This is a genomic window from Ruegeria sp. BI12, from assembly GCF_056537985.1.
In genome coordinates this window covers 407,849-434,614 of sequence record NZ_JBQFSL010000003.1, presented here as the reverse complement: position 1 = coordinate 434,614, position 26,766 = coordinate 407,849, and the positions used below count along the sequence as shown (strand labels likewise).

Sequence of the window (26,766 nt, the reverse complement as noted above, 5' to 3'; positions counted from 1 at the left end):
GATCCATGGCTGACGAAAGCCCTGCAGAAAACACCGCGGCACAGACCGCCCCTCAGATCCAGATGCGTGTTCTGGGACAGTTCATTCGCGATATGTCTTTTGAAAACGTGATGGCGCAAAAAGGCGTATCAGGCGACGTTCAGCCCGAGATTGCTGTTCAGGTGAACCTGGACGCCAAAAAGCGCCCGACCGAGCATCAGTATGAAGTTGCCGTCAAGCTTAACCTGACATCCAAGGCCAAAGGCATGGACGACGTACTCTTCCTGTGTGAACTGGACTATTGCGGTCTGTTCCACATCGAAGGCGTGGCCGAAGATCAACTGCACCCATTCCTGATGATCGAATGCCCGCGCATGCTGTTCCCGTTCCTGCGCCGCATTGTCAGCGACATCACCCGTGACGGTGGCTTCCCGCCGGTTAACCTGGACAACATCGACTTTGTTGCGCTGTACCGCAATGAGTTGATGCGCCGTCAGGCCGAAGCTGAGAAAACCGAAGCTTAATCGGTTACACCCGCGCCGGGCAGGGACTCAGGCGCGGGTCCACAGGGCGTTTTCGCCCAGTTTTTCCACAAATGCCTCATGTGCCGCGCGTTCTTCCGCGGTGATTTTCGACGGCAGCGGCGTCGGGCGCGCGGCAGGCCGCCAATCGTCCTCTGCATCACCGGAAGATCCTGCACTGGTGGACAGGCCAAAGTCGGGCTGTCGCCCGCCAATAAGCTCCAGATACACCTCAGCGAGAATTTCCGAGTCGAGCAACGCGCCGTGCAGAACACGGTTCGTGTTGTCTATGTTGAACCGACGACACAACGCGTCCAGCGATGCGGGCGAGCCCGGAAATCGTTTGCGCGCAATCGCAAGTGTATCCAACGCCTGGTCCATCGGGAGCGTCGGTAAACCCATCCATCTGAGTTCCGCGTTCAGGAACTTCATATCGAACGAGGCGTTGTGGATCACCAATTTGGAATCGCGGACGAAATCCAGAAACCCCCGGCCAACCTTGGCAAAAACCGGCTTGTCCTTTAGCGTAACCTCGCCCTTTTCCGGCGCACGCGGAGAATCCAGCAAGTCCGGGCCGATACCATGCACACCGAATGCTTCGTCCGGCATGGACCGTTCCGGGTTGATATAGACGTGGTATGTCTCGCCTGTGGCCACATGGTTCCACAACTCCACCGCACCGATTTCAACGATCCGATCGCCACTCTCGGGATCAAACCCTGTGGTTTCAGTATCGAGTACGATTTCACGCATCTGCCATCTCCGCCCGTATCTGCCTGACCACATTCTGCACCTGCGCGCGGGCGTGGTCCATCGTGTCCGTTACGATTACGAAATCTGACCGGGCGCATTTTTCGTCATTCGGCATCTGCTTGGCACAGATCTGTTCGAACTGAGCTTCAGTCATCGTGCCACGTGCCATCACGCGACGCTTTTGTTCTTCGGCTGGGATCGAAACACAGGCGACAGCATCCATTGCCGCATCACCTCCTGTTTCGAACAGCAAAGGAATGTCGAAAACGAGAATGTCCGCCGAAGCGATTTGCCGAAACTCGGCCCGGTCGGCGGCCACCAATGGGTGCACGATGCCTTCGATTGCTTTCAGTGTCGCAGGATCAGCAGCTATCGCTTGTTTCAATGCCTCTCGGCTGACCGCGCCATCGACAATAGCATTGGGAAATGCATCTTGCATTGGGTCAACCGCGGCACCGCCAGCGGAGTACAGCCGATGCACTGCGGCGTCCGCATCCCACAGTGCACAGCCTTCCTCTACGAACATCTGCGCCGTGGTGCTTTTGCCCATTCCGATCGAACCCGTCAGACCAAGAGCAAAGCTCATCCCAGCACCGTCGCGCGCAAATCGTCCGTTACCTCCGGTCGCTTGCCGAACCAACGCTCAAAACCCGGAACCGCCTGATGCAGCAACATACCCAGACCATCGACCGTTGTGCACCCGGCCTCTTCAGCCGTTTGCAGAAGCCTGGTTTTTAAGGGTACGTAGACAAGGTCGGTGACCACTGCACCCGGCTGCAGCCCGTCCAGCGGCACACGCAATTCGGGCTGACCCTGCATCCCCAAAGACGTAGTATTCACTACCAGTTCTGCGTTCTCGATAACATTCCCGGCCTTGACCCAATCAACAACAGTTGTGCGCGGCCCGAATTCTTCCTTCAATTGATCCGCGCGGGACCGCGTTCGGTTGGTCAACATAATCTCGGGCACTCCGGCATCCACCAGGGCCTGCAAAACAGCGCGCGCAGCACCGCCAGCACCAAAGACCACGGCCGGCCCGTCCTGCGGATTCCAATCAGGCGCTCCTGCGCGCAGGTTTTCCATAAACCCATAGCCGTCGGTGTTATCTGCATGGATCGAACCATCACTTTGAAAGACAAGCGTATTTGCCGCGCCAATCATTGCTGCCCGGTCTGACACGTGATCGGCAACTCGCAAGGCGGCTTCTTTATGAGGGACGGTAACATTGGCACCGACAAATCCGGCTTTGGGCAAAGTCCGTAGAACGGTCTCCAGGTCATCGGGTGCAACATCCATGGGAACGTAGTGCCCGGCCAGCCCATATGTTTTAAGCCAATACCCATGCAGTTTAGGGGATTTTGAATGTCCAATCGGATGCCCAATCACTCCGGCCAAAGGAATTCGGTTGTCCGTCATTGATCAATCACCCGTTTAACAGCCAGAAAATTCAGCAACTCCAACAAGGGCATACCCAAAACGTTAAAATAGTCGCCGTCAATGGTGGCGAACAGGCGCACACCTTCTTCCTCAAGCTTATAAGCACCAACCGCATGGCGAATGCTGTCCCAGTTGCGGTCAATATAGTCGCGCAGATAGGTGTCCGAGCTCATGCGCATCCGCAGACGTACCTGACCAACATGGCGCCAGATGGGTTCACCATTCTGATAGATCACGGCCGCCGACAGCAGCATATGCCGCTTACCCCGCATCGCCTTCAATTGCACCAGGGCGTCTTCGGGCGTTTCTGGTTTCGACATAAGCTGGCCATCGAAGTCCAGCACCTGATCACACCCCAGCACCATTGCGCCAGGGTTCTTGTCACTGACCTTCCGAGCCTTCATCTCGGCCAATGTGTCTGCGATATCCCGTGGCGGCGCGTTTTCAGCCAAAAGGGCGCGCTTTGCGGTGTCTTCGTCCACCCGCGCAGTTTGCACCGTGAACGGCACGCCCGCATTGCGCAAAAGCTGCGCGCGGATAGATGACCCCGAGGCAAGGATGATGGGGACAGACATGTGGAAAACCCCCTGAGCAAATCGTTGAGCGTTCTGGGATGGTTTGTATGGTTTTACAGTTGACACGCAACCCCGCGATTTTCGCTTGAAACTTCCCTGAGTCGCCCGAAGACCGTCCTTTCGGGACAAGGATAACTTCGCAACACGGGAAAACCGGGATGTTCAAAATTACCCAGTAAGTTATCCCCAGATTGATCCGAACTGGTATGACTTAAGATGTTGAAAAAATTCATTTAAATTTCAAATCAACAGAATCACGTGATCCCGTCGTAATTCTGTCCACCTGGGGAAAACACGCGGGTAAAAAAGTAATCCACGGAATTTAGGCACCCTACAAAACCATCTTCCTTTTTCTTTTCTTATTTTTTTATTAGGGAAGGATCTGAGCAACGTCCGGAGCCAAAATGACCGATCTTCTTTTCACGATTTACCCGTGGGTGAAGTCAGTACACATAATGGCTGTGATTTCATGGATGGCCGGGTTGTTCTATTTGCCCAGGCTGTTCGTCTATCACGTAGAAAAAGCACAAACCGTCGAAGGCGCAGAAACCATTTTCTTTGAAATGGAAGAAAAACTGCTTCGTGTGATCATGCGTCCTGCAATGTATGTGGCTTGGATCTGCGGACTGATCATGGTGTTCACGCCCGGTATTGTCGGATGGGACTGGAGTTGGCCATGGGTCAAGGGTGCTGCCGTAATTGGTATGACTTGGTTTCATCATTGGCTGATGGCAAGACGTAAGGATTTCCTGGAAGGCCGAAATAAGCTCACTGGGCGGCAGTTTCGTAGGATGAACGAGGTTCCGACCGTTTTGATGATTATTATCGTTCTGGCGGTCGTTCTGAAGTTCTGAGGGCCTGTTTGACTCCGACGCCTGTCGCGCTTATGTAGGGATCAACACGCCCGTCCGGGCGGCGTATCTTCCGTACTGAAATTCCACTTCGTGCCGCAAAGTCAGCGGCGAAGGTATATATAATGTCCTCTGAATCCTTGAATCTGGCCGACCTGAAGGCCAAAAGTCCCAAAGACCTTCTGGCGATGGCCGAAGAGCTGGAAATCGAAAACGCCTCGACCATGCGAAAAGGCGAGATGATGTTCCAGATTCTGCGCGAACGCGCGGATGAAGGCTGGACCGTCGGCGGTGACGGCGTTCTGGAAGTGCTGCAAGATGGTTTCGGCTTCTTGCGCTCACCCGAGGCGAACTATCTGCCAGGTCCAGATGACATCTATGTTTCACCGGACATGATCCGCCAGCACTCGCTGCGTACCGGCGATACCGTCGAAGGCGAAATCAAAGCACCTGATGATAACGAGCGTTACTTCGCGCTGATCAAAGTCACCAAGATCAACTTTGAAGAGCCCGAGAAAGCCAAGCACAAGATCTTGTTCGACAACCTGACGCCTCTGTACCCCGATGAACGTCTGAAGATGGAAATCGAAGATCCCACCATCAAGGATAAATCGGCCCGTGTGATCGATCTGGTTTCGCCCATTGGTAAAGGTCAGCGTTCGCTGATCGTGGCGCCGCCGCGGACCGGTAAAACTGTGATCCTGCAGAACATCGCGCATTCGATCGAACAGAACCATCCGGAATGCTATCTGATTGTTCTGCTGATTGACGAACGCCCGGAAGAGGTGACCGACATGCAGCGTTCTGTGAAGGGTGAGGTTGTGTCCTCGACCTTTGACGAACCGGCAACGCGCCACGTGGCCGTATCTGAAATGGTGATCGAAAAAGCCAAGCGTCTGGTCGAGCATAAACGAGATGTTGTTATTCTTCTCGACTCGATCACAAGACTTGGTAGGGCCTTCAACACTGTGGTCCCATCCTCGGGTAAAGTTCTAACCGGTGGTGTGGATGCAAATGCTCTGCAACGTCCCAAGCGTTTCTTTGGTGCCGCGCGGAACATTGAAGAGGGTGGTTCGCTGACCATCATCGCCACGGCCCTGATCGACACCGGCAGCCGGATGGACGAAGTCATCTTCGAAGAATTCAAAGGCACCGGTAACTCGGAAATCGTTCTGGATCGCAAGATTGCAGACAAGCGTGTGTTCCCGGCGATCGACATCCTCAAATCCGGCACCCGGAAAGAAGACCTACTGGTCGACAAAGGTGATCTGGCGAAGACCTTCGTTCTGCGCCGCATCCTCAACCCGATGGGCACCACCGATGCGATCGAGTTCCTGTTGTCCAAGTTGAAACAGACCAAGACAAACGGTGAGTTCTTCGATTCGATGAACACCTGACATAGGTCTTAAACGACGCGAGGCCTTCGAATGGATACGATATTCGCCTTGGCCAGCGCGCAAGGCAAAGCTGGGGTGGCGGTCATCCGCCTCTCTGGACCTCATGCTCATTCCGCCGCTGCTGGTTTGACCGGAAGCCCGTTGCCAACGCGCGGTATGCGGGTCCGTTCTTTGTACGCGGCCGATGGTGCGCGGTTGGATGACGGGTTGGTTTTGACCTTTCAGGCGCCTGCCAGCTTTACCGGCGAAGACGTGTCCGAGCTGCAGATCCATGGCAGCACGGCATCTGTGAATGCAGTGATGCGGTGCCTGTCCGATATGGATGGGCTTCGGTTGGCAGAACCCGGCGAGTTCACCCGAAGGGCTCTGGAAAACGGCAAGATGGACCTGACCCAGGTCGAAGGGCTTGCTGACCTGATTGATGCAGAAACCGAGGCACAGCGCAAACAAGCGCAAACAATCCTGGCCGGTGATCTGGGTGCTCTAGCCGAACGGTGGCGACGTGATTTGATCCGCGCTGCATCATTGTTGGAGGCTGTCATCGACTTTGCAGATGAAGAGGTCCCAACTGACGTCACACCTGAGGTTAAATCCCTTGTGACCGGCGTAATGGCTGATCTGCAGCGGGAAGCAAACGGCGTTAAAATTGCAGAGCGTATTCGAACAGGGTTCGAAGTTGCGATTGTTGGTCTTCCGAATGCTGGCAAATCAACCTTGCTGAACGCTTTGGCAGGGCGTGAGGCAGCGATCACTTCGGAATATGCGGGAACGACCCGCGATGTGATCGAGGTTCGAATGGATCTTGCTGGGCTTCCCGTCACTTTGCTGGACACCGCCGGTCTACGGGAAACCGAGGATCACGTTGAAAGCTTGGGAATAGAACTGGCAAGAAAGCGAGCGGAGTCAGCTGATCTGCGTGTATTCCTTACTGATAACCCAAAGGAACTGGGGGTTCAGATGATGAATGGTGATATCCAGGTTTTGCCGAAATCCGACCTTCGAAATCCGTCAGAAGGTGGAATATCAGGTAAAACCGGGCAAGGAATTGATCAACTCATTTTCCAGATTTCGGATGTCCTTGGTAACCGAACCACAAGCAGTGGTATTGCGACGCGGGAAAGACATCGGGTTGCTTTGATAAATGCATGCGAATCCCTGAGTTCTGCTATGGCGGTTCTGGAATCAGGCCCGGACTTGTATGATATCGCAGCGGAAGAATTGCGGACGGCGATCCGTGCACTTGAAACCTTGGTCGGCAGAATAGGTGTGGAGGACCTCTTGGATGAGATCTTCTCGAGTTTTTGCCTGGGTAAGTAAGGAGTGTTTCACGTGAAACATTCAGATTTTGATGTAGTTGTAATCGGCGCAGGACACGCGGGTACTGAAGCGGCTCATGCAGCGGCGCGTATGGGCGTCAAGACGGCCTTGGTCACATTGTCCGCGTCCGATATAGGCGTCATGTCTTGTAACCCAGCGATTGGTGGCCTGGGAAAGGGCCATTTGGTCCGTGAAATAGACGCCCTGGACGGCGTTATGGGGCGCGTCGCCGATCAGGCCGGCATTCAATTCCGTTTGCTCAACCGACGCAAAGGACCGGCTGTACAAGGCCCCAGAACTCAGGCTGACCGTGCGCTGTACCGCGCAGCAATGCAGAAAGAGACGAAAAAGCAACCAAATCTGTTTGTCGTTACAGGGGAGGTTGTCGACTTTCTGATGACTGGGAGCCAAGTCTCTGGCGTCAAACTAGCAGACGGTTCGGAAATCAAGGCTCAGACAGTTATCCTAACGTCTGGCACGTTCTTGCGCGGTGTTATCCATATTGGGGATGTATCTCGTCCCGGTGGTCGTATGGGTGATCGTCCGTCGGTCAAACTGGCAGAACGTCTCGATAGTTTTGAACTTCCATTGGGTCGTTTGAAGACAGGAACACCGCCGAGGTTGGATGGTCGAACGATAGATTGGAGTGATTTGGAACGACAAGACGGGGATGATGAACCGACCTTGTTTTCATTCCTGTCAACAGAGGTGATCGCCCCTCAGATATCATGCGGAATTACGCATACAAATGCGCGAACTCATGAAATAATTGAAAAAAACTTGTCTCGGTCGGCAATGTATGGCGGTCACATAGATGGGGTGGGGCCCAGATACTGCCCGTCCATCGAGGACAAGATCGTTCGCTTTGCTGATAAGGAATCGCATCAGATCTTTCTGGAACCGGAAGGTGTCAATGATCACACGATCTATCCGAATGGGATTTCGACCTCTTTACCTCAAGATGTTCAACTTGAGTACGTGCGTTCAATCAAAGGTCTTGAGGCGGCTGAGATTCTGCAACCGGGATATGCAATTGAGTATGACTATGTCGATCCGCGTGTACTGACGTCATTTCTCGCGTTACCAGAGGTCGATGGTCTGTATCTTGCGGGGCAAATCAACGGAACTACAGGATATGAAGAGGCAGCCGCTCAGGGTTTGGTTGCCGGATTGAATGCGGCGCTGAAAGTGCGCGGTCAGGAACCCCTGCATTTTACACGTGCTGACAGCTATATCGGTGTTATGATCGATGATCTCACCACGCGAGGCGTCGCAGAACCGTATCGTATGTTCACCTCCCGAGCCGAATTCCGTTTGTCCCTGCGCGCGGATAACGCGGATCAACGTCTGACGCCAATTGGTCTGGAAATCGGCTGTGTAGGTGACGAACGGCAAGGCAAATTCGCCAAAAAGATGGAGAAACTGTCAGCCACGAAAGGGAAGCTGACCCAACAGACATTTACACCTAAGGAAGTTCGCGCGGCCGGAATCAACGTCAACCAGGACGGAAACCGTCGAGACGGTATGGCTATTCTGGCCTTTCCTGATGTTCAATTTGGCGACCTTATCCCCCTTTTGCCTGAGATTCAGAATGTTGAACCCGAAATCCGTCTTCAAGTAGAGCGGGACGCGTTGTACGCAAATTACATTGCCCGGCAACAAAAAGACGTTGAGGCAATGAAGCGCGATGAATCCTATGAGATTCCGCGGGACTTTGATTACTTTTCGATGGAAGGGCTGTCTTCGGAGATGAAGCAAAAGCTTTCGAACGCAAAGCCCGAGAATATTGCACAGGCTGGGCGCGTAGAGGGCGTTACTCCTGCGGCGCTGACTTTATTGCTGGCCAAACTGCGCCGGGATCAAAAGGTGCGCAGGGCATGAAAGAGGCGATTTTTGATGATCTGGATGTTTCACGTGAAACATTCAAGCGCCTCACGCAGTATGTGGAACTTGTGAAACGCTGGAATCCAAAGATTAATCTGGTTTCGCGGAAAAGCCTCGAGGATATCTGGAATCGACACATTAAGGATTCCGTTCAGGTTTACAGATGCGCAGGTTCCTTTGAAAACTGGGCGGACTTGGGTAGCGGAGGGGGATTCCCCGGGATGGTTTGCGCCATAATGGCTATCGAAGATGCACCGGAAGCCCGCTTTACGTTTGTCGAAAGTGACCAACGGAAATCGGCCTTCCTGCGTAACGTTGCTCGTGAATGCGGTGCAAAATGCACAGTTGTTTCCAAGCGAATCGAAGCGGTCGAGCCTTTGAATGCAGATATCCTGTCTGCGCGGGCTCTTTCCGATCTTCGCACTTTATTGTCCTTTTGTGACAGGCATTTGGGTAAAAAAGGCCTCGCGCTGTTGCCGAAAGGCGAAAGGTGGAAAAAAGAGCTGGAAGAGGCACAGGAAGAATGGAAATTCGACGTTGACCCGATTACAAGTTTAACTGAGCCTCAGGCCGTTATCCTTAAAATCAAAGGAGTATCACGTGGTTGATTTGTCTCGTCCCTCAGGGCCCCGGATTATTGCCGTAGCCAATCAGAAGGGCGGGGTTGGAAAAACCACAACGGCGATCAATCTTGCAGCTGGCCTGTCTGAAGCCGGATGCAAGGTTTTGGTCGTGGACCTTGATCCGCAGGGAAACGCTTCCACTGGATTGGGAATCGAGGATCGGGATTGGACGACTTATGATCTGATACTCGACGATGCGCCTTTGGAGGCCGTTGTTCAGGAAACCGAAATCGAAGGATTGTTTGTCGTCCCGGCGACTGTGGACCTGAGTTCGGCGGATATTGAGCTTATTTCCAACGAAAAACGCAGCTATCTTCTACATGATGCACTAAGGCAAACCGCAATTGACAAGTTTGACCTGGATTTCGTGCTGATCGACTGCCCTCCGTCTCTGAATTTGCTGACCGTCAACGCTATGGTTGCTGCGCATTCTGTCCTGGTACCTTTACAAAGTGAGTTCTTTGCGCTGGAGGGATTGTCCCAATTGATGCTGACCATTCGAGAGGTACGGCAAACCGCCAATCCTGACCTCAGAATCGAAGGTGTTGTGTTAACCATGTATGACAACCGCAATAATTTGTCCCGTCAGGTCGAAAAAGACGCGCGTGACAATCTGGGTGAGATGGTATTTAAAACCAAGATACCCAGAAATGTGCGGGTCAGTGAGGCGCCGTCTTACGCATTGCCTGTATTGCAATATGACTCGGGGTCTTTGGGGGCGATGGCCTATCGGCATTTGGCCCGGGAAGTCATGCACAAGAACAAGAAAGCCGCCTAAGCGGCAGTGAGGAGGGCACCGTGGCCGCCAAAAAAACTAAAGCCAGAGGTCTGGGCCGGGGTCTTTCCGCTTTGATGGCGGATGTGACACAGGATACCGAAGGGCTTATGCCGTCCGAGCCGCGTCGTCCGGACATGAAGGTCCCGATTGAAAAGCTGCGCGCTAACCCGAACCAGCCGCGCCGAACCTTTCAGCCCGCGCAATTGGACGAGCTTGCAGCTTCGGTCAAGGAAAAGGGTATCATCCAGCCGCTGATCGTGCGTGAGGTTCCTGACGGCGACTATGAAATTGTTGCGGGCGAACGCCGTTGGCGGGCAGCTCAGATGGCGCAGTTGCATGATATTCCCGTGATTGTGCGGGATTTTGACGACACAGAAGTTCTGGAAGTCGCCATTATCGAGAATATTCAGCGTGCAGACCTGAACGCAGTCGAAGAGGCGGCCGGGTACAAACAGTTGATGGACCGTTTCGGCCATACACAAGAAAAGCTGGCCGAAGCACTGGGCAAAAGCCGCAGCCATATTGCGAACCTTTTGCGTTTATTGTCGCTACCTATGGATGTTCAAAAGCTTGTCGTGGAAGGAAAACTGTCTGCTGGTCATGCTCGGGCGCTGATTACGGCCGAAGACCCTTCGGAGCTGGCGAAGATCGTTGTCAAGGACGGGTTGTCCGTGCGTGCGACAGAAGCGCTGGTGAAGAAACAACAGCAGGGCGATGCTCAGCAAGCGGCTCCACGGTCCAGAAACCTGAATGCGGGTAAGGATGCGGATACACGCGCGTTGGAAAAGGATCTTTCGGCCATTCTGGCGATGAAAGTTGCTATCAACCACAAAGCTGGATCAGAATCGGGGCAGGTCGTGTTGACCTATGAAAACCTGGACCAGCTGGATGATCTTTGCGCGAAACTCAGCCGTTAGGACGAGTCCAGATAAAGATCGTTACGCCGCTAAGGACGACCGCCTGAATGATCAGGACATGGCTCGGAAGCGAGAGTAAAACGGATAATCCAAAAACGGCGGCGACCGAAATAGTGGCCGCTTTTTTTGCACCTGGACGGATAGCGCCTGAGCGTTGCCAATCCAGAATCATCGGTCCGAACGTTTTATGGCTGACCAGCCATGTGTGTAACCGCGAGGAAGATCGGGCAAAAAAGAACGCGGCCAGCAACAGAAACGGGACTGTTGGAAGTAGTGGCAATACGATGCCGACAACAGCAAGCCCGACGCAGATCAATCCCATTGCGGCCCAGAGGTACTGCATCGTTTATCCCAATAACTCTCGGATGACCGCGTTTAGGACTGCGCGGCCATCTTTTGTGGCGATCAATCGGCCGTTTGACCGGCGTATCATGCCAATTTCTTCTAGGTTACTAAGCCTGTTTTCCGGCAGTGTGAGGTCGGAAAGAGAATTGAAACGATCAACATCTAGTCCTTCAGTGATCCGCAAACCCATCATAAGGTATTCGCTGGCCTGATCTCGCGCGACCAGCGATGATCTCTCTTTCTCGCCATTTCCTTGTTCAACTGCGGCAAGCCAGGCGTTGGGAGACAAATAGGTTTCCGTAGCAATTTTCTGGCCGTTCAGCGTAATGCGCCCATGCGCGCCGGGACCAATACCGACGTAATCTCCGTAGCGCCAGTAGATCAGGTTGTGCCGGGATTCCGCCCCTGGTCGTGCATGGTTTGAAACCTCATAGGCGGGCAGCCCGTGGGCTTCGCATATCTCTTGCGTGGCAAGATACATATCGGCGGCGTGGTCGTCTTCGGGTAGTCCGCGCAGCTTGCCGACTGCATAGCGGTCCCCAAAGGCGGTGCCTTCCTCGATCGTCAGCTGATAGAGCGACAGGTGGTCGATAGCCATCGACAGCGCCTCAGTCAGCTCCGCTTGCCAGGCATCCGGGGTTTGATGTTGACGCGCATAGATCATGTCAAAACTGACGCGGTCGAAACAGTTGCGGGCGATATCAAACGCTGCGCGGGCTTCGGCGACCGTGTGAATGCGGCCCAGCCGACGCAGATCTTCGTCATTCAGGGCCTGAACGCCCATGGAAACGCGGTTCACGCCCGCATCGCGATAGGCGGCAAAGCGGCCTGCCTCGACCGATCCGGGATTGGCTTCAAGCGTGATTTCCATGTCATTGGCAGGGCGCCAAAGCTTGCGTGCCTCGTCGATAATGGCAGCGACGGTTTCCGGCGCCATCAGGGACGGGGTGCCGCCGCCAAAAAAGATTGTGTTCAGAACCCGATCCGGTGTTTCGGCCGCCGCGCGATTCAGTTCAGACAAATAGGACTTAAGCCATTGTTTTTGATCAATATTCCTGGTTACATGGCTGTTAAAGTCACAATATGGGCATTTGGCCTCGCAAAAAGGCCAGTGAACATAGAGGCCGAAGCCTCCATGCTGCCAGTCATCCACCGAAACAACCCTGAACAAAGGCCGTTACGGCGCGTCCACGATGGCTGATTTTGTGTTTCTCTGCTGGAACCATTTCCGCACAGGTCAGTTCGTGCCCGTCCGGTTGGAACATAGGGTCATAGCCAAACCCATTTTCCCCACGGATCGGCCAGACAAGTTGTCCGGGCATCACGCCTTCAAACACTTCGTCATGTCCATCCGGCCAGGCTAAAACCAAAGTGCAGCGAAACTGTGCGGTGCGTGGATGGGGTGCTTGTGCGGCCTCCAGCTCATCATGGGCTCGGGTCATTGCCATAAGGAAATCGCGACCATTACCGGTTTCGGCCCAGTCGGCTGTGTATACGCCGGGCGCGCCGTCCAGTGCGTCGATGGTGATCCCGGAATCGTCCGACAGGGCAGGCAGGCCGGTGGCCTTGGCAGCGGCATGGGCCTTGATCCGGGCGTTACCGACGAACGTATCTTCGGTTTCCTCCGGCTCTGGCAGGTTCATTTCTGCCGCACCAACAACCTTCACGCCAAAGGCTTCGAGGAGATGTTTCATCTCGTCAAGCTTGCCCTTGTTGTGTGTGGCCACCAGCAGCCTGTCACCGTCGAACTTGCGGGTCATGCGGTGGCGGCCTTTTGCGCTGCGGCCAGTTCACCGACGCCTTTTTCGGCCAGATCCATTAGTTGATCCATCTGAGCGCGGCTAAAGACCGAGCCTTCAGCACTCATCTGCACTTCGATCAGTTTGCCTGATCCGGTCATGATAAAGTTGCCGTCGACGCCAGCTTCGCTGTCTTCGGGGTAATCCAAATCCAGCACCGGTTGACCGGCATAGATGCCACAAGAGACCGCTGCTACCGGATCGACCAGCGGGTCAGAGATCACATCGCCAGCCTTCATCAATTTGTTCACCGCCAGACGCAGCGCAACCCAACCGCCGGTGATCGAGGCGCAGCGAGTGCCGCCATCGGCCTGAATCACATCGCAGTCCACGGTGATCTGACGTTCGCCCAATGCAACTCGATCCACACCGGCGCGCAGGGCGCGACCAATCAGGCGCTGGATTTCCACGGTGCGACCACCTTGCTTGCCCGAGGCCGCCTCGCGCCGCATGCGGGTGTTGGTTGCACGGGGCAGCATGCCGTATTCGGCAGTGACCCAGCCCAGGCCCGAGCCTTTGATGAACGGTGGCACGCGATCCTCGATAGTGGCGGTGCACAGAACATGGGTGTCGCCCATTTTGATCAGGCAGGAACCTTCGGCATGTTTGGTAAAGCCCGTCTCGATTGAAACGGCGCGCATTTCGTTTAAATCACGTCCTGAGGGTCGCATGGAAAATCCTTTGTTTGCTGGGTTGGGGATAACGTCCCCGTGCCTTAGGATGCAACCCCGATTGACCTTTCATATGCCTGCGATTTAATGCCGATCCAGCAGAGGATTGCCGATGAGCAAAGCAAGTAGAGTTCTGGACGAAATGAATGACCGGTCACGTGAAGTGTTCCGGCTGATCGTCGAGAGTTATTTGGACAGTGGTGAACCGGTCGGAAGTCGCACGCTAACGCGTACGTTGTCGGAGAAGGTCAGCGCCGCGACCGTGCGAAACGTCATGCAGGATCTGGAGTTCCTGGGCCTGCTCGACAGTCCTCATGTCAGTGCAGGGCGGATTCCAACGCAGCAAGGGTTGCGGATGTTCGTGGATGGATTGCTTGAAGTTGGCGATCTGGGTGCTGACGACCGGCAGAAACTGGACGAGACACTAGGCTCTAACGCAGGCGATGTGGGCGGAATGCTGGATCGTATCGGCTCGGCTTTGTCACACGTGACACATGGTGCTTCGCTGGTTCTGACTCCCAAGCAGGAGTCCGAGATCAAGCATATCGAGTTCGTCTCGTTGGCCCATGACCGTGCTTTGGTCGTTCTTGTCTTTGCGGACGGTCATGTTGAAAATCGCCTGTTCACGCCTCCGCCGGGACAGACACCCAGTTCGATGCGCGAAGCGGCGAATTTCCTGAATGCGCTTATCGAAGGGCGCACGCTGAGTGAAGTGCGTCGTCAGATGCAGACCCAGATCACTGCGCGTAGGCAGGAAATCGACGTGTTGGCGCGCGAGATGGTGGAAAGTGGCATGGCTGCTTGGGATGGGGATGGCACCGACTCAGCCCGTTTGATCGTGCGAGGGCGAGCGAATCTACTGGGGGAACCAGGGGAAGCAGAGGAACTGGACCGAATCCGAACGCTGTTTGATGACCTTGAGCGCAAGCAGGACATAGCGGAATTTCTTGAATTGGCCGAGGAAGGTGAGGGTGTGCGCATTTTTATCGGGTCTGAGAACAAACTTTTCTCACTTTCGGGTTCCTCTTTGGTGGTGTCTCCATATATGAACGCTGATCGAAAGATAATCGGTGCGGTTGGGGTCATCGGGCCCACGCGTTTAAATTATGGACGGATCGTGCCGATCGTGGATTATACGGCGCAACTGGTCGGCAAGCTGATTTCCGACCGGAGCTAGAGGGTAAGAGATGGCAGAGCCCAAGAACGAAGATTTTCTGGACGATATCGCAACCGCCGAGGCGGAAGAGCTGGCCGAGGAATTTGCCGAGATCAGCGAAGAGGCGCTGGAACTTGATGCGCTGCGTGCTGAGCGGGACGATTTCAAGGACAAGTTCATGCGTGCACTGGCGGATGCCGAAAACGCGCGCAAGCGTGGCGACAAGGCCCGCCGGGATGCTGAGCAGTACGGCGGATCGAAACTGGCCCGGGACATGCTGCCGGTTTACGACAACATGAAACGTGCACTCGAAGCCGCAACTGACGAGCAGAAAGAAGTGGCAGGCCCACTTCTGGAAGGCGTTGAGCTGACCATGCGTGCTTTGAAAGACGTGTTCCAAAAGCACGGGATCGAAGTGATCACGCCCGAGGTTGGTGACCGGTTTGATCCGAATGTGCATGAGGCGATGTTTGAGGCACCTGTTCCTGGTACTCGCGCCGGTGACATCATTCAGGTTTCGGCCGAAGGCTTCATGCTGCACGACCGCCTGCTGCGCCCGGCGCAGGTTGGGGTATCTTCGACCCCGGCAAGCTGAACGATTTCAGTTCAAACGAATATTGAGGCGGTCAGGTTCTGGCCGCCTCTTTCAGTTTGTAGATCAGATCCAATGCCTCACGTGGGGTCAACTCGTCCGGCAGGATTTCATCGAGCATATCGGTGACAGGTGATGCCTTGGGCGCAGGTGGTGGCGGAGGGGGCGCAGCCGAAAACAAAGGCAGGTCGTCGATCAGGGCTTTTTGCTTACCGCCTTCGCGTTCGGTTTTTTCCAGCTGATCCAGCACGATACGCGCGCGTTCGACCACAGATGCCGGCAGTCCGGCCAATTGGGCAACTTGTACGCCATAGGATCTGTCGGCCGCGCCTTTATGGACTTCGTGCAGGAAGATCACTTCGCCTTCCCATTCTTTCACTGCGACAGTGGCGTTTTCGACGCCTTCAAGCTTGCCCGCCAACGCCGTCAGTTCGTGATAATGCGTGGCAAACAGGGCCCGGCATTTGTTCGAGGCGTGCAGATGTTCCAGTGTGGCCCAGGCGATGGACAACCCGTCATAAGTGGCTGTGCCGCGGCCGATCTCATCCAGAATGACGAGGGCACGGTCATCCGCCTGATTTAGGATGGCAGCGGTCTCGACCATTTCCACCATAAAAGTCGAGCGTCCGCGCGCCAGATCATCCGACGCTCCGACGCGGCTGAACAACTGGCTGACAAGGCCGATATGCGCCCGCTCTGCCGGGACGTAGCTGCCCATCTGAGCCAGCAGGGCGATCAGTGCATTCTGGCGCAGGAACGTCGATTTACCCGCCATGTTTGGACCGGTGAGCAACCAGATCGCCGCACCATCATTCGCGCTGAGATCGCAGTCGTTGGCGATGAAGGCATCGCCGCTTTGCTGTCGCAGGGCATGTTCGACAACTGGGTGACGACCGCCTTGAACATCGAATGCGCGCGAGGCGTCGACTTGTGGGCGACACCAGTTCTCACCGCGCGCCAGATCGGCCAGAGCGGTGGTCAGATCCAGTTCGGCCAGCCCGCGTGCGGCTTGGTTCAGGCGGGCGGCTTTTCCCAGAATTTCATCAGAAAGCCTTTGATAGAGCCGCTTTTCGATCTCCAGCGCCAGATTTCCGGCGTTCAGAATGCGGGTTTCGATTTCCGAAAGCTCGACTGTAGTGAACCGCACCTGATTGGCTGTGGTCTGGCGGTGGATGTAGGTTTCGCTGAACGGCGGGTTCAGCATTTTCTCGGCGTGGGTGGCAGTAGTTTCAATGAAATAGCCCAGCACGTTGTTGTGCTTGATCTTCAGAGACGTGATTCCGGTATGTTCCGCATATTTCTGCTGAAACCCTGCGATGACCGAGCGGCCTTCGTCGCGCAGGGTGCGGGCTTCGTCCAGCTCTGTGTCATAACCCGGGGCGATGAATCCGCCGTCGCGGGCTAGCAGCGGAGGTTCGGCAACAAGGGCTTCATCAAGCAGGTTCAACAGGTCGTCGAAACCAACCAGATTTTGCAACGCGGTCGCCAGAAGGACGGGTAAGTCCTTATCTGCGCAAAGCTCGGCAATCGAAGTTGCTTGTGTCAGGCCGTTGCGAATGGCGGCCAGATCACGGGGCCCGCCGCGATCAAGTGACAGGCGGGACAGGGCGCGGTCCAGATCAGGGGTTTTGCGCAACGCCTCGCGCAGGTCTTCGGCAATTAGGCTGTCTTCGGCCGCAAAACTCACCGCGTCCAACCGCCCATGGATGACGTCCAGATTGCGGGAAGCGCTGGACAGCCTTTGCTCCAACAGTCGCGCACCGCCCGGTGTAACGGTGCGATCCACAACGGACAGCAACGACCCGGCCCGACCGCCGGAAAGAGACCGGGTCAGTTCCAGATTGCGCCGAGTTGCAGCGTCAATCTGGACGACGCGGTCTTCGGACTCTTTGAGAGGCGTCTGCAGAAGGGGCAGTTTGCCCTTCTGTGTTATCTCCAAATAGTCGATCAATGCGCCCATGGCCGAAATCTCGGCGCGCCCAAAATTGCCGAAGGCATCCAAGGCGCCTACGTGGAACAACCCGCAGATGCGCTTTTCCGCCGCAGTGCTGTCAAAGCTTGCGCGCCCGATCGGGGTGAGCGAGATACCCAGATCCATCACGGGTTCATTCAGCTTGTCTTGCACCCCATCGGCCACGATCAATTCGGACGGTGCCAGACGGGCAAGTTCGGGACTTAGCCGGACAGAGGTCAAAGGCATCACGTGAAACGCCCCGGTCGAGATATCGGCCCAGGCCAATGCTGCCTCATCCCGGACCTCGGCATATGCGGCCAGAAAGTTGTGGCGGCGGGCTTCCAGCAGGGCGTCTTCGGTCAGCGTGCCGGGCGTCACCAAACGTACGACATCGCGCTTTACGACTGATTTTGAGCCTCTTTTCTTTGCTTCAGCCGGGCTTTCCATCTGCTCGCAGACGGCGACACGGAACCCTTTGCGGATCAGCGTTAGTAAATAGCCTTCGGCCGCGTGCACAGGGACTCCGCACATCGGAATGTCAGTTCCATTGTGCTTTCCACGTTTGGTCAGGGCGATGTCCAGCGCCTCAGCGGCGTTGACGGCGTCCTGAAAGAACATCTCGTAAAAGTCGCCCATGCGATAAAACAGCAGGGCTTCGGCGTGGGCCTCTTTGATCTCGAGATATTGCGCCATCATCGGCGTGACTGTGGACAAGGCAGATCCCTTCTGGCGTATTCCGAGCGCGACCTTACAAATCCCGTATCTTCTGTAAAAGCCGAAAACTCATTCTCGTTGAGGCGCGCGTTCTCCTGCGCTATGAGGCAAAAGTCCCGCAGATGTAAAGAAACGACCCATCACATGCCCAAAGCGAAGATCACCAAAGAAGAGGCGCTGGCCTTTCACCTCGACCCGACCCCAGGCAAGTGGGAGGTGCAGGCCACCGTTCCCATGACCACGCAGCGCGATCTGTCGCTGGCATACAGCCCCGGTGTCGCTGTTCCATGTGAAGCAATCGCCGAAGCGCCGGAAACGGCCTATGACTATACCAACAAGGGTAACCTTGTTGCGGTGATTTCAAACGGCACAGCCGTTCTGGGTCTTGGCAATCTGGGCGCGCTGGGCTCGAAACCGGTAATGGAAGGCAAATCGGTCCTGTTCAAACGGTTCGCTGATGTGAACTCAATCGATATCGAGTTGGATACAGAAGATCCGGATGAATTTTGCCGTGCCGTGCGTTTGATGGGGCCGACATTTGGCGGAATCAACCTTGAGGACATCAAGGCGCCCGAATGTTTCATTATCGAACAGCGCCTGAAGGAAGAGATGGACATCCCGGTCTTCCATGATGACCAGCATGGAACTGCGGTGATCTGCGCGGCGGGTCTGCTGAACGCGCTGCATATCTCGGGCAAAAAGATCGAAGACGTGAAAATCGTCCTCAATGGCGCGGGTGCCGCAGGTATCGCCTGTATCGAGCTGCTCAAGTCGATGGGTGCAAAGCATGAAAACTGCATCGTCTGCGACACAAAGGGTGTGATCTATCAAGGTCGTACTGAGGGTATGAACCAGTGGAAATCGGCGCATGCGATCACCACGGATCTGCGTACTCTGGAAGAGGCCATGAAAGGCGCGGACGTCTTCCTTGGTGTGTCGGTGAAGGGTGCTGTGACGCAGGATATGGTCGCTAGCATGGCCGATAATCCGGTGATCTTCGCCATGGCGAATCCGGATCCCGAGATCACGCCGGAAGAGGCGCATGAGGTTCGGGTTGATGCGATCGTTGCCACCGGCCGCAGCGATTATCCCAATCAGGTCAATAACGTACTCGGATTCCCCTACCTGTTCCGCGGCGCGCTGGATATCCACGCCCGCGCCATCAATGATGAGATGAAGATCGCCTGTGCCCACGCGCTGGCACGTCTGGCGCGCGAGGACGTGCCGGATGAGGTTGCACTGGCCTATGGCAAGACGCTGACTTTTGGCCGTGATTACATCATCCCGACGCCGTTTGATCCGCGCCTGATCCACCGTATTCCGCCCGCCGTTGCCAAGGCGGGGATGGACACCGGCGCAGCCCGTCGTCCGATCATCGATATGGATGCTTACGAGCTGAGCCTGAAATCCCGTATGGATCCGACGGCCAGCATCCTGCGCGGCCTGAACGCCCGTGCCCGTGCCGCGCAAAGTCGGATGATTTTTGCCGAGGGCGACGATCCACGCGTTCTGCGCGCCGCAGTCATGTATCAGCGCTCGGGCTTCGGCAAAGCATTGGTTGTCGGTCGTGCCGAGGATGTGAAAGAAAAGCTGGAAGCAGCCGGCTTGGGCGATGCCGTGCGTGAGCTCGAGGTCGTCAACGCCGCCAACACCACGCATCTCGATACGTATAAAGATTTCCTTTACAAGCGCCTGCAGCGCCGCGGGTTTGACCGTAAGGACATTCACCGCCTTGCAGCACGTGACCGCCACGTGTTCTCGTCGCTGATGCTGGCCCACGGTCATGCCGATGGTATGGTTTCTGGGGCAACGCGTAAGTCTGCGCACGTGCTGGACCGGATCAACCATGTATTCGATGCAGATGCCGAACATGGTGCCGTTGGCGTGACTGCTCTGTTGCACAAGGGACGGATCGTTCTGATCGGTGATACGCTGGTGCATGAATGGCCAGACGAAAACGATTTGGCCAACATCGCTGAGCGGTCCGCGGCCGTCGCGCGCAGCATGGGACTTGAACCGCGCGTTGCCTTTGTCAGTTTCTCGACTTTCGGCTACCCGGTCTCCGAACGCGCCGAAAAGATGCACGTCGCGCCCGAAGTTCTGGACAAGCGCGGTGTCGATTTCGAATACGAAGGCGAAATGACTGTGGATGTCGCTCTGAACGTCGATCAACAAGAGGCCTATCCGTTCTCGCGCCTGACCGGTCCGGCAAATATCCTGATCGTACCGGCGCGCCACTCGGCCTCAATCTCGACAAAACTGATGCAAGAAATGGGTGAGGCAACGGTCATTGGTCCTATTCTGTCGGGAATCGATAAACCGATCCAGATCTGCTCGACCGTGTCGACCGCAAACGACATCCTGAACATGGCCATTCTGGCCGCTTGCGATATTGGATAAGCTGTGACGATCTGGAACCTTGGCTCGATCAATGCGGACATGGTCTATGGCCTGCCGCATCTGCCCACTGCCGGTGAAACACTGGCTGCCACGAACTTTGAACGTTTTCTGGGTGGCAAGGGCGCCAATATGTCCGTTGCGGCGGCGCGTGCTGGATCGCGTGTGGCGCATATCGGTGGCGTCGGACCAGACGGGCGCTGGGCGCGGGATCGCATGACGGAATATGGCGTCGACACCCGGTTCACCGCTGAGGTCGACGTGCCTACGGGTCACGCGATTATTGCGGTCGATGCGCAAGGTGAGAACCAGATTATTCTGTATCCCGGCGCAAACCACGCCATCACCGAGGATCAGCTGCGACAGGCGCTGTCGCAGGCCGTTCGGGGTGATCTGCTGGTCATGCAGAACGAAACCAATTCCCAGGTCGAAGCCGCCCGCATGGGTCGTGATCTGGGTCTGACGATCTGCTACGCTGCCGCGCCGTTTCAGGCGGATGCCGTGCAGGCGGTGCTGCCATACTTGGATTTTCTGATCCTGAATGAGGTTGAGGCGGAACAGCTTTGTGAAAGCACCGGCCAATCCGTCGCCGATTTGCCCGTGAAACATGTTCTGGTCACGCTGGGATCCAAAGGCGCGCGCTATCTTCCCAAGGATGGCGAGATGCTACAGATTTCAGCGCATAAGGTGAATGCGGTGGACACCACTGGCGCAGGGGATACCTTCACCGGTTATGTTCTGGCTGGAATGGAACGCGGGTTGCCGATGCCGCAGGCGATTGCACAAGCAAATCGTGCCGCGGCCCTGATGGTCACGCGGCACGGTACGGCGGATGTTATTCCTGACCTCAAAGAGGTGCTGGAGGCCCGGTTCGATTAGGATCCGGCGAAAGGTGCGTCGCTACCCCAGAGCTGTTTGACGCGTGCGTCCCGACCGCAAGCCTTGCGGTAAGCTTTGTATGCGTTTTTCTGGCGCTTGGGTCCAAAACGGGTGAGCACCAGCTTATCGCCCTTGTAGTAATCCTGATGGTAGGCCTCGGCCGGATAAAATGCGCCCGACTGCAGAATAGGTGTGACAACCTTTTGACCCAGGGCATTCTGCGCGTTGGTCTTAGCTTGCTGTGCCAGCGCCTTTTCCCCCGCGTTAGAGACAAAAACCGCAGTGCGATAGCTGTCGCCGCGGTCACAGAACTGACCACCTGCATCAGTTGGGTCAACGGAACGGAAGAACATACTCAGTAGTGTTTCACGGGAAACCTGCGCGGGATCAAAGGTGATTTGCACGGCCTCGTAATGACCGGTGCCACCCTTTGTCACCTGATCATAAGTCGGATTGGCAGTCTTGCCGCCGGTAAAGCCAGAGACGGCACCGATCACGCCGGGAACGGATTCAAAATCGGATTCAACACACCAGAAACACCCTCCAGCGACGGTCAGGGTTTCGGTGCCGGCAGCCGGTGCGGGCAAGGCGCGCAGCATTGCCGCCAGTGTGATCAGGACAAACAGAAGCGACGGTTTAACGAAATCGAGGTATGCGGTCCGTGTCATAGCAGATCTCCTTCTGAGATCAGGCTGCCCGGACTTTTCTGCCGTTGCAATCCGCTGACATGGTTTGTCACGCGCTGGTGAGACGAGTTTATCAGCTCTTAACCCAGCAGTTGGCCCAATTTCATAGCGACACCCATGTTGCCTGAAATTTTGAGCTTACCCAGCGCCACGCCGGTCATCGGGTTCAGTTTGCCGGTCAGCAGCTTCGTAAGGTTTTCCTGGGAAATTCGGATCGTGCAGTCGGCATCCTGATCCTGCGTCGTTGCTTGGTTGTCGATCAGCACGATCACCCCGTCATCGCCGCAGTCGAATTTGAGAGAGCCGTCAAACGTCTTATCTCTCAGACCTTTTTGAATCCCGTCGGCGATGTCCTGAAGCATGTTTTACCCTTTCCCTGTTGACCTTTGCGTAAAGACAAAAGGGCGAAACTGGCAAGGGTGACGCTACTGGAACTAACAGGCCAGTGAAGATAAAGAAAAACCCGGCACCATTTCGGGCACCGGGGTTCGTCGTTGCAGCGATGGCAAGAATTACTTGGACAGACGCTTCTCGCGCGAAGCCAGCAGTTTCAGGCGCAGGGCATTCAATTGGATGAAGCCTGCAGCGTCTTTTTGATCGTAAGCGCCTGCATCGTCTTCGAATGTTACATGCTCTTCGGAATAGAGCGAATGATCCGACCAACGACCAACGGTCGAGGCCAGACCTTTGTACAGTTTCACGCGCACGGTGCCGGTAACGTGTTCCTGCGACTTGTCGATGGCGGCTTGCAACATCTCGCGTTCGGGCGAGTACCAGAAGCCGTTGTAGATCAGCTCGGCATATTGCGGCATCAACTGGTCTTTCAGATGCATCGCGCCGCGGTCCATGGTGATGGATTCGATGCCGCGATGCGCTTCCAGCAGAATGGTGCCGCCGGGTGTTTCATAGATACCGCGCGACTTCATACCCACGAAACGACCTTCAACCAGATCGAGACGGCCAATACCGTGCTTGCCGCCATATTCGTTCAGCTTGGTCAGGATGGTGGCCGGGCTCATCGCCTCGCCATTGATGCTGACTGCGTCGCCTTTTTCAAAGCCGATCTCGATGAATTCCGGCTCGTTCGGCGCGTCTTCGGGGTGGACGGTGCGCTGATAGACATAATCGGGTGCCATATCGGCGGGGTCTTCCAGAACCTTACCTTCGGACGACGTGTGCAGCAGGTTCGCGTCGACCGAGAAGGGCGCCTCACCGCGCTTGTCTTTGGCGATCGGAATCTGATGGGCTTCGGCCCATTCCAACAGACGCGTCCGGCTGGTCAGGTCCCACTCACGCCACGGCGCAATGACTTTGATTTCTGGGTTCAGAGCATAGGCCGCCAGTTCAAAGCGAACCTGATCGTTGCCCTTACCGGTGGCACCATGCGCCACAGCGTCGGCACCGGTTTCTTCAGCGATCTCGACCAGGCGCTTGGAAATCAGCGGCCGCGCGATCGAGGTACCCAGCAGGTATAGGCCTTCATATTGCGCGTTGGCGCGGAACATCGGGAAAACAAAGTCGCGGACAAACTCTTCGCGGATGTCCTCGATATAGATGTTCTCGGGCTTGATCCCCAGCATCTCGGCCTTTTGGCGGGCGGGTTCCAGTTCCTCACCCTGACCCAGATCGGCGGTGAAGGTCACAACCTCACAGCCATACTCGGTCTGCAGCCATTTCAGAATGATCGAGGTATCAAGGCCACCGGAATAGGCCAGAACAACTTTCTTGGGCGCGGACATCTGACTTCCCTTTATGCGTAGAACGACTGGCCCCTAGCGGGTTTTGAACGCGGGGGCAAGCTGTGTGGATTGACGCAGGCCCGGAATTGGGGTGAAACGTTCGGAAAGAGAACAAGGATTGGTTGAGAGGGCGGTTTTCGTGCTGGGACTAGAGATTTTGGTGCATTCGGTGAAGATGGTTCTAAGGAACCTTAAACAAGCGCTGCAGATTTCAGTTGTGCCTGCGCTTATCGGTGGTCTTCTGGCCATCGCTTTGTTTTTTCTATTCGGCATCCCTTTTGAAGAATTCGACAGTGAAACAACCGGCTTCCCCGAAGGTGTAACAGCGGCTTCCTTCACAGGGTTTATGTTGTGTTTAATGGTGGTTGTCTTGGGGGTTATGCTTTGGATTATCGTGTCGTGGCACCGATTTGTCCTGCTTGAGGAATACCCGACCGGGCTGGTTCCACCCTTCCGGTTCGACCGGGTTCTCGCCTATTTTGGGCGTCTTCTTATGCTTTGCCTCATAGCTCTTGTGATAATGTTACCAGCGATGCTGGTCATGGGATTGATGGCGCAAGCTTCAGCAGCGTTGGGAATTTTGGTCTGGGTGGCTTTGGTAATCTTTCTCACTATCGGGTTTTATCGGGCATCCCCTATTTTGCCCGGCGCAGCCATCGGAAAACCAATAAAACTTTCTGAGGCTTGGCAGGCAACTTCGGGCGCCAGTGGTGCAATTGCGCTTTTGGTCGTTTTGTCCATACTCCTCCAGTTGTTGCTTCAACTGCTGGCGTCACTATTGCTCTTTGTCCCGGTTATTGGTGTCTTGATCGTGTTGTTTGCAAGTATGCTGGTAATCCCATTGATCAATGTCAGCATCCTGACCACGATCTATGGCGTCTATATCGAGAAACGCGAGCTCTCTTGAGCCGTACACATATGTATTCCTTGCTCTTTTAGTCGGGATAAGCCAGTGAAGCGTTCATGACCGATTTCATGACCCGCGCCCGTGCTGCCGAACAGGCAATGCGCTCTGTGTTTCCTGCGACGCCGTTGCAACGGAATGCCCATCTGTCCGACCGCTATGGCGCGGACATCTGGCTCAAGCGCGAAGACCTAAGCCCGGTGCGGTCCTACAAGATCCGTGGCGCATTCAATGCCATGCGCAAGCAGCAGGGGCAGGAACTGTTCGTCTGTGCCAGTGCGGGCAATCACGCACAGGGTGTGGCCTTTATGTGCAAGCATCTGGGTGTGAAGGGTGTGATCTTTATGCCGGTGACGACGCCGCAGCAGAAAATCCAAAAGACCCGGATTTTCGGTGGCGACAATATCGAGATCCACCTGACCGGAGACTATTTTGACGATACTCTGGCTGCGGCGCAGGACTGGTGTGCCCAGCAAGGTGGATACTTCCTGTCGCCGTTCGACGATGAAGATGTGATCGAAGGCCAGGCTTCGCTGGCGGTCGAGATCGAGGAACAGCTGGGACAGGTGCCCGATCATGTCATCTTACCGGTGGGTGGCGGCGGCATGTCTTCCGGTGTGGCAACGTGGTTCGGGGATCGCACACATTGTTTGTTCGTAGAACCGGCGGGTGGGGCTTGTCTGCGGGCGGCTTTGGCGGCGGGGCATCCGGTGGCTTTGGACCATGTGGATACATTTGTCGACGGCGCTGCCGTAGGCCGGATTGGGGAAAAGCCGTTTGAGTTGTTGAAATCCCGCCACCTGTCCGACGTTATCGCGCTGTCCGAAGACCGCATTTGTACAACCATGATTGAAATGCTGAACGTCGAGGGCATCGTTCTGGAACCAGCTGGGGCCTTGGCGGTCGAGGCTGTGGGCGACGTGCAAAGCTTTATCCGGGGAAAAACCGTTGTGTGTGTCACCTCGGGCGGCAACTTCGATTTCGAACGATTGCCTGAGGTTAAAGAACGGGCGCAGCGTTATTCCGGCGTCAAGAAGTACTTCATCCTGCGCCTGCCACAACGTCCGGGTGCACTAAAAGAGTTTCTGGGCATCCTCGGCCCCGAGGACGATATTGCTCGCTTTGAATACTTGAAAAAGTCGGCCCGCAATTTCGGGTCGGTCTTGATCGGTATCGAAACGCGAAAGCCCGAGAACTTCGTGCGCCTTTTTGCGCATCTTGACGATGCGGGCTTTACCTATACCGACATCACCGAAGATGAAACGCTTGTCCAATTCGTGATCTGACCGTGTGGCTCGGCTTGGGGTAGGTCTAGATCAACCACCTCAGAACTGATCGGGTTGCCAAGGTTGCCAGATTGACGCGAACTTTGGAACAGCGATGAACGGAAACCCGTCGGTCAATCTACCGGCTTCGCTGGCCGCAATAGACTGCTTAACCCTGCCTTGAATTCAACGGCAGAGTGTTCGAATGCGCTAAGGATATTGGCAACGTCGACCACTTGGGCGTCCCCCTGTGCCGATTGCCTTTCCCCGTCCTGACAAAGCTTGGCTAAGGTCTCGAACCCAAGGCTCAGCGCGCTTCCTTTTACAAAATGTAGGTTTTGTTCGAGCTCTGTGCGGGCGGAGTCGTTGCGAAGCCGGGTAAGCGCCTCATTCACTTCGTCAAGAAAGATATGCACCACCTCATTAAATTCGCTGGCGCCGACCTCGTCCCTTAGCTGTCGAACCCTGGACCAGTTGATCATGCCATCCTCACCGTATCTGCTTGGGGATTTGGTAGCGCAGAATGAGTAAAGAGCGGGTTAAGCGGCAAGGGTTTCGCTTTTCACCCATTGTTAAACAGCCTCGCGATAAGGTCATCCCATTCCGATAAGCGTTGCTGGGTAGAGGGTTAAG

The 26,766-nt window shown here is 55.5% G+C and carries 27 protein-coding genes; 14 read left to right on the top strand and 13 right to left on the bottom strand.

What is annotated here, in order from left to right; genetic code table 11:
• Positions 1–5 precede the first annotated feature (5 nt).
• Complete coding sequence (gene secB / locus ACR0AK_RS21005) at positions 6–503, top strand: protein-export chaperone SecB (protein ID WP_170564015.1); 498 nt, start codon at positions 6–8, stop codon at positions 501–503.
• A gap of 27 nt (positions 504–530) precedes the next feature.
• Here the strand turns inward: secB and dnaQ are convergent, their stop codons facing one another.
• The 4 genes from dnaQ to ACR0AK_RS20985 are packed head-to-tail and all read right to left on the bottom strand — an operon-like array spanning position 531 to position 3,265.
• Positions 531–1,253, bottom strand: coding sequence for a DNA polymerase III subunit epsilon (dnaQ, locus tag ACR0AK_RS21000; protein WP_480794850.1), 723 nt, complete (start codon positions 1,251–1,253; stop codon positions 531–533).
• Positions 1,246–1,839 carry a dephospho-CoA kinase gene (gene coaE / locus ACR0AK_RS20995; RefSeq protein ID WP_480794849.1) on the bottom strand — a complete coding sequence of 198 codons (594 nt, stop codon included), beginning with the start codon at positions 1,837–1,839 and terminating at the stop codon, positions 1,246–1,248. Before coaE ends, dnaQ begins: the two co-directional genes overlap by 8 nt.
• On the bottom strand, positions 1,836–2,669 hold the full coding sequence (locus ACR0AK_RS20990; protein ID WP_480794848.1) for a shikimate dehydrogenase: 834 nt from the start codon (positions 2,667–2,669) through the stop codon (positions 1,836–1,838). Before ACR0AK_RS20990 ends, coaE begins: the two co-directional genes overlap by 4 nt.
• Positions 2,666–3,265, bottom strand: a complete 600-nt coding sequence (locus ACR0AK_RS20985; protein ID WP_480794847.1) for a Maf family protein — start codon at positions 3,263–3,265, stop codon at positions 2,666–2,668. Before ACR0AK_RS20985 ends, ACR0AK_RS20990 begins: the two co-directional genes overlap by 4 nt.
• A gap of 404 nt (positions 3,266–3,669) precedes the next feature.
• Here ACR0AK_RS20985 and ACR0AK_RS20980 point away from each other — a divergent pair, with 404 nt between their 5' ends.
• From ACR0AK_RS20980 to ACR0AK_RS20950, 7 genes are all read left to right on the top strand, one after another.
• A complete protein-coding gene (locus ACR0AK_RS20980) occupies positions 3,670–4,119 on the top strand; it encodes a CopD family protein (protein WP_480794846.1) in 450 nt (149 codons plus the stop codon).
• Positions 4,120–4,241: 122 nt separating this feature from the next.
• Entirely contained in the window at positions 4,242–5,513 is a 1,272-nt protein-coding gene (gene rho, locus ACR0AK_RS20975) for a transcription termination factor Rho (RefSeq protein WP_170564031.1), read from the top strand.
• 30 nt (positions 5,514–5,543) lie between these two features.
• Positions 5,544–6,830, top strand: a complete 1,287-nt coding sequence (gene mnmE, locus ACR0AK_RS20970; protein ID WP_480794845.1) for a tRNA uridine-5-carboxymethylaminomethyl(34) synthesis GTPase MnmE — start codon at positions 5,544–5,546, stop codon at positions 6,828–6,830.
• A 12-nt stretch (positions 6,831–6,842) separates the two neighbouring features.
• A complete protein-coding gene (gene mnmG / locus ACR0AK_RS20965; protein WP_480794844.1) occupies positions 6,843–8,711 on the top strand; it encodes a tRNA uridine-5-carboxymethylaminomethyl(34) synthesis enzyme MnmG in 1,869 nt (622 codons plus the stop codon).
• Positions 8,708–9,322 (top strand): 16S rRNA (guanine(527)-N(7))-methyltransferase RsmG, encoded by a 615-nt coding sequence (gene rsmG, locus ACR0AK_RS20960; RefSeq protein ID WP_480794843.1) that lies wholly within the window; start codon positions 8,708–8,710, stop codon positions 9,320–9,322. Before mnmG ends, rsmG begins: the two co-directional genes overlap by 4 nt.
• Positions 9,315–10,115: a ParA family protein gene (locus tag ACR0AK_RS20955; RefSeq protein WP_170564042.1), complete on the top strand. Its 801-nt coding sequence runs from the start codon at positions 9,315–9,317 to the stop codon at positions 10,113–10,115. Before rsmG ends, ACR0AK_RS20955 begins: the two co-directional genes overlap by 8 nt.
• Before the next feature lie 20 nt (positions 10,116–10,135).
• Entirely contained in the window at positions 10,136–11,032 is an 897-nt protein-coding gene (locus ACR0AK_RS20950) for a ParB/RepB/Spo0J family partition protein (RefSeq protein WP_480794842.1), read from the top strand.
• Here ACR0AK_RS20950 and ACR0AK_RS20945 read toward each other — a convergent pair.
• The 4 genes from ACR0AK_RS20945 to rph are packed head-to-tail and all read right to left on the bottom strand — an operon-like array spanning position 11,022 to position 13,847.
• Positions 11,022–11,375, bottom strand: coding sequence for a YbaN family protein (locus tag ACR0AK_RS20945; protein ID WP_480794841.1), 354 nt, complete (start codon positions 11,373–11,375; stop codon positions 11,022–11,024). The two genes, ACR0AK_RS20950 and ACR0AK_RS20945, sit on opposite strands and share 11 nt — an antisense overlap.
• A gap of 3 nt (positions 11,376–11,378) precedes the next feature.
• The gene (hemW, locus tag ACR0AK_RS20940; protein WP_480794840.1) at positions 11,379–12,530 is read right to left on the bottom strand and encodes a radical SAM family heme chaperone HemW; all 1,152 of its coding nucleotides are present in this window, start codon (positions 12,528–12,530) and stop codon (positions 11,379–11,381) included.
• Complete coding sequence (rdgB, locus tag ACR0AK_RS20935; protein ID WP_480794839.1) at positions 12,523–13,137, bottom strand: RdgB/HAM1 family non-canonical purine NTP pyrophosphatase; 615 nt, start codon at positions 13,135–13,137, stop codon at positions 12,523–12,525. Before rdgB ends, hemW begins: the two co-directional genes overlap by 8 nt.
• Complete coding sequence (rph, locus tag ACR0AK_RS20930; RefSeq protein ID WP_170412685.1) at positions 13,134–13,847, bottom strand: ribonuclease PH; 714 nt, start codon at positions 13,845–13,847, stop codon at positions 13,134–13,136. The genes rdgB and rph overlap by 4 nt, the downstream gene beginning before the upstream one ends.
• A 112-nt stretch (positions 13,848–13,959) precedes the next feature.
• Between rph and hrcA the strand changes: the two genes are divergently transcribed.
• Complete coding sequence (hrcA, locus tag ACR0AK_RS20925) at positions 13,960–15,024, top strand: heat-inducible transcriptional repressor HrcA (RefSeq protein ID WP_480794838.1); 1,065 nt, start codon at positions 13,960–13,962, stop codon at positions 15,022–15,024.
• A 10-nt stretch (positions 15,025–15,034) separates the two neighbouring features.
• A complete protein-coding gene (locus ACR0AK_RS20920; protein ID WP_170410868.1) occupies positions 15,035–15,598 on the top strand; it encodes a nucleotide exchange factor GrpE in 564 nt (187 codons plus the stop codon).
• Positions 15,599–15,629: 31 nt separating this feature from the next.
• Here the strand turns inward: ACR0AK_RS20920 and mutS are convergent, their stop codons facing one another.
• On the bottom strand, positions 15,630–18,245 hold the full coding sequence (gene mutS / locus ACR0AK_RS20915) for a DNA mismatch repair protein MutS (RefSeq protein WP_480794878.1): 2,616 nt from the start codon (positions 18,243–18,245) through the stop codon (positions 15,630–15,632).
• A gap of 162 nt (positions 18,246–18,407) precedes the next feature.
• Between mutS and ACR0AK_RS20910 the strand changes: the two genes are divergently transcribed.
• Both ACR0AK_RS20910 and ACR0AK_RS20905 read left to right on the top strand, forming a co-directional pair.
• Complete coding sequence (locus ACR0AK_RS20910) at positions 18,408–20,663, top strand: NADP-dependent malic enzyme (RefSeq protein WP_170564062.1); 2,256 nt, start codon at positions 18,408–18,410, stop codon at positions 20,661–20,663.
• A 3-nt stretch (positions 20,664–20,666) separates the two neighbouring features.
• Positions 20,667–21,539 (top strand): ribokinase, encoded by an 873-nt coding sequence (locus tag ACR0AK_RS20905; protein WP_480794837.1) that lies wholly within the window; start codon positions 20,667–20,669, stop codon positions 21,537–21,539.
• Here ACR0AK_RS20905 and msrA read toward each other — a convergent pair.
• The 3 genes from msrA to ACR0AK_RS20890 form a co-directional block, all read right to left on the bottom strand.
• Positions 21,536–22,207 (bottom strand): peptide-methionine (S)-S-oxide reductase MsrA, encoded by a 672-nt coding sequence (gene msrA / locus ACR0AK_RS20900; protein ID WP_480794836.1) that lies wholly within the window; start codon positions 22,205–22,207, stop codon positions 21,536–21,538. The two genes, ACR0AK_RS20905 and msrA, sit on opposite strands and share 4 nt — an antisense overlap.
• Before the next feature lie 98 nt (positions 22,208–22,305).
• The gene (locus ACR0AK_RS20895) at positions 22,306–22,587 is read right to left on the bottom strand and encodes an SCP2 sterol-binding domain-containing protein (RefSeq protein WP_170564071.1); all 282 of its coding nucleotides are present in this window, start codon (positions 22,585–22,587) and stop codon (positions 22,306–22,308) included.
• Between the two features lie 150 nt (positions 22,588–22,737).
• A complete protein-coding gene (locus ACR0AK_RS20890) occupies positions 22,738–23,964 on the bottom strand; it encodes an argininosuccinate synthase (RefSeq protein WP_480794835.1) in 1,227 nt (408 codons plus the stop codon).
• A 118-nt stretch (positions 23,965–24,082) separates the two neighbouring features.
• Here ACR0AK_RS20890 and ACR0AK_RS20885 point away from each other — a divergent pair, with 118 nt between their 5' ends.
• Together ACR0AK_RS20885 and ilvA are read left to right on the top strand one after the other, a co-directional pair.
• Complete coding sequence (locus ACR0AK_RS20885) at positions 24,083–24,871, top strand: hypothetical protein (RefSeq protein ID WP_480794834.1); 789 nt, start codon at positions 24,083–24,085, stop codon at positions 24,869–24,871.
• A 56-nt stretch (positions 24,872–24,927) separates the two neighbouring features.
• Positions 24,928–26,154 (top strand): threonine ammonia-lyase IlvA, encoded by a 1,227-nt coding sequence (gene ilvA / locus ACR0AK_RS20880; RefSeq protein WP_480794833.1) that lies wholly within the window; start codon positions 24,928–24,930, stop codon positions 26,152–26,154.
• Between the two features lie 113 nt (positions 26,155–26,267).
• Here ilvA and ACR0AK_RS20875 read toward each other — a convergent pair whose 3' ends face one another.
• Positions 26,268–26,615, bottom strand: a complete 348-nt coding sequence (locus ACR0AK_RS20875) for an Hpt domain-containing protein (RefSeq protein WP_480794832.1) — start codon at positions 26,613–26,615, stop codon at positions 26,268–26,270.
• Positions 26,616–26,766: the final 151 nt, after the last annotated feature.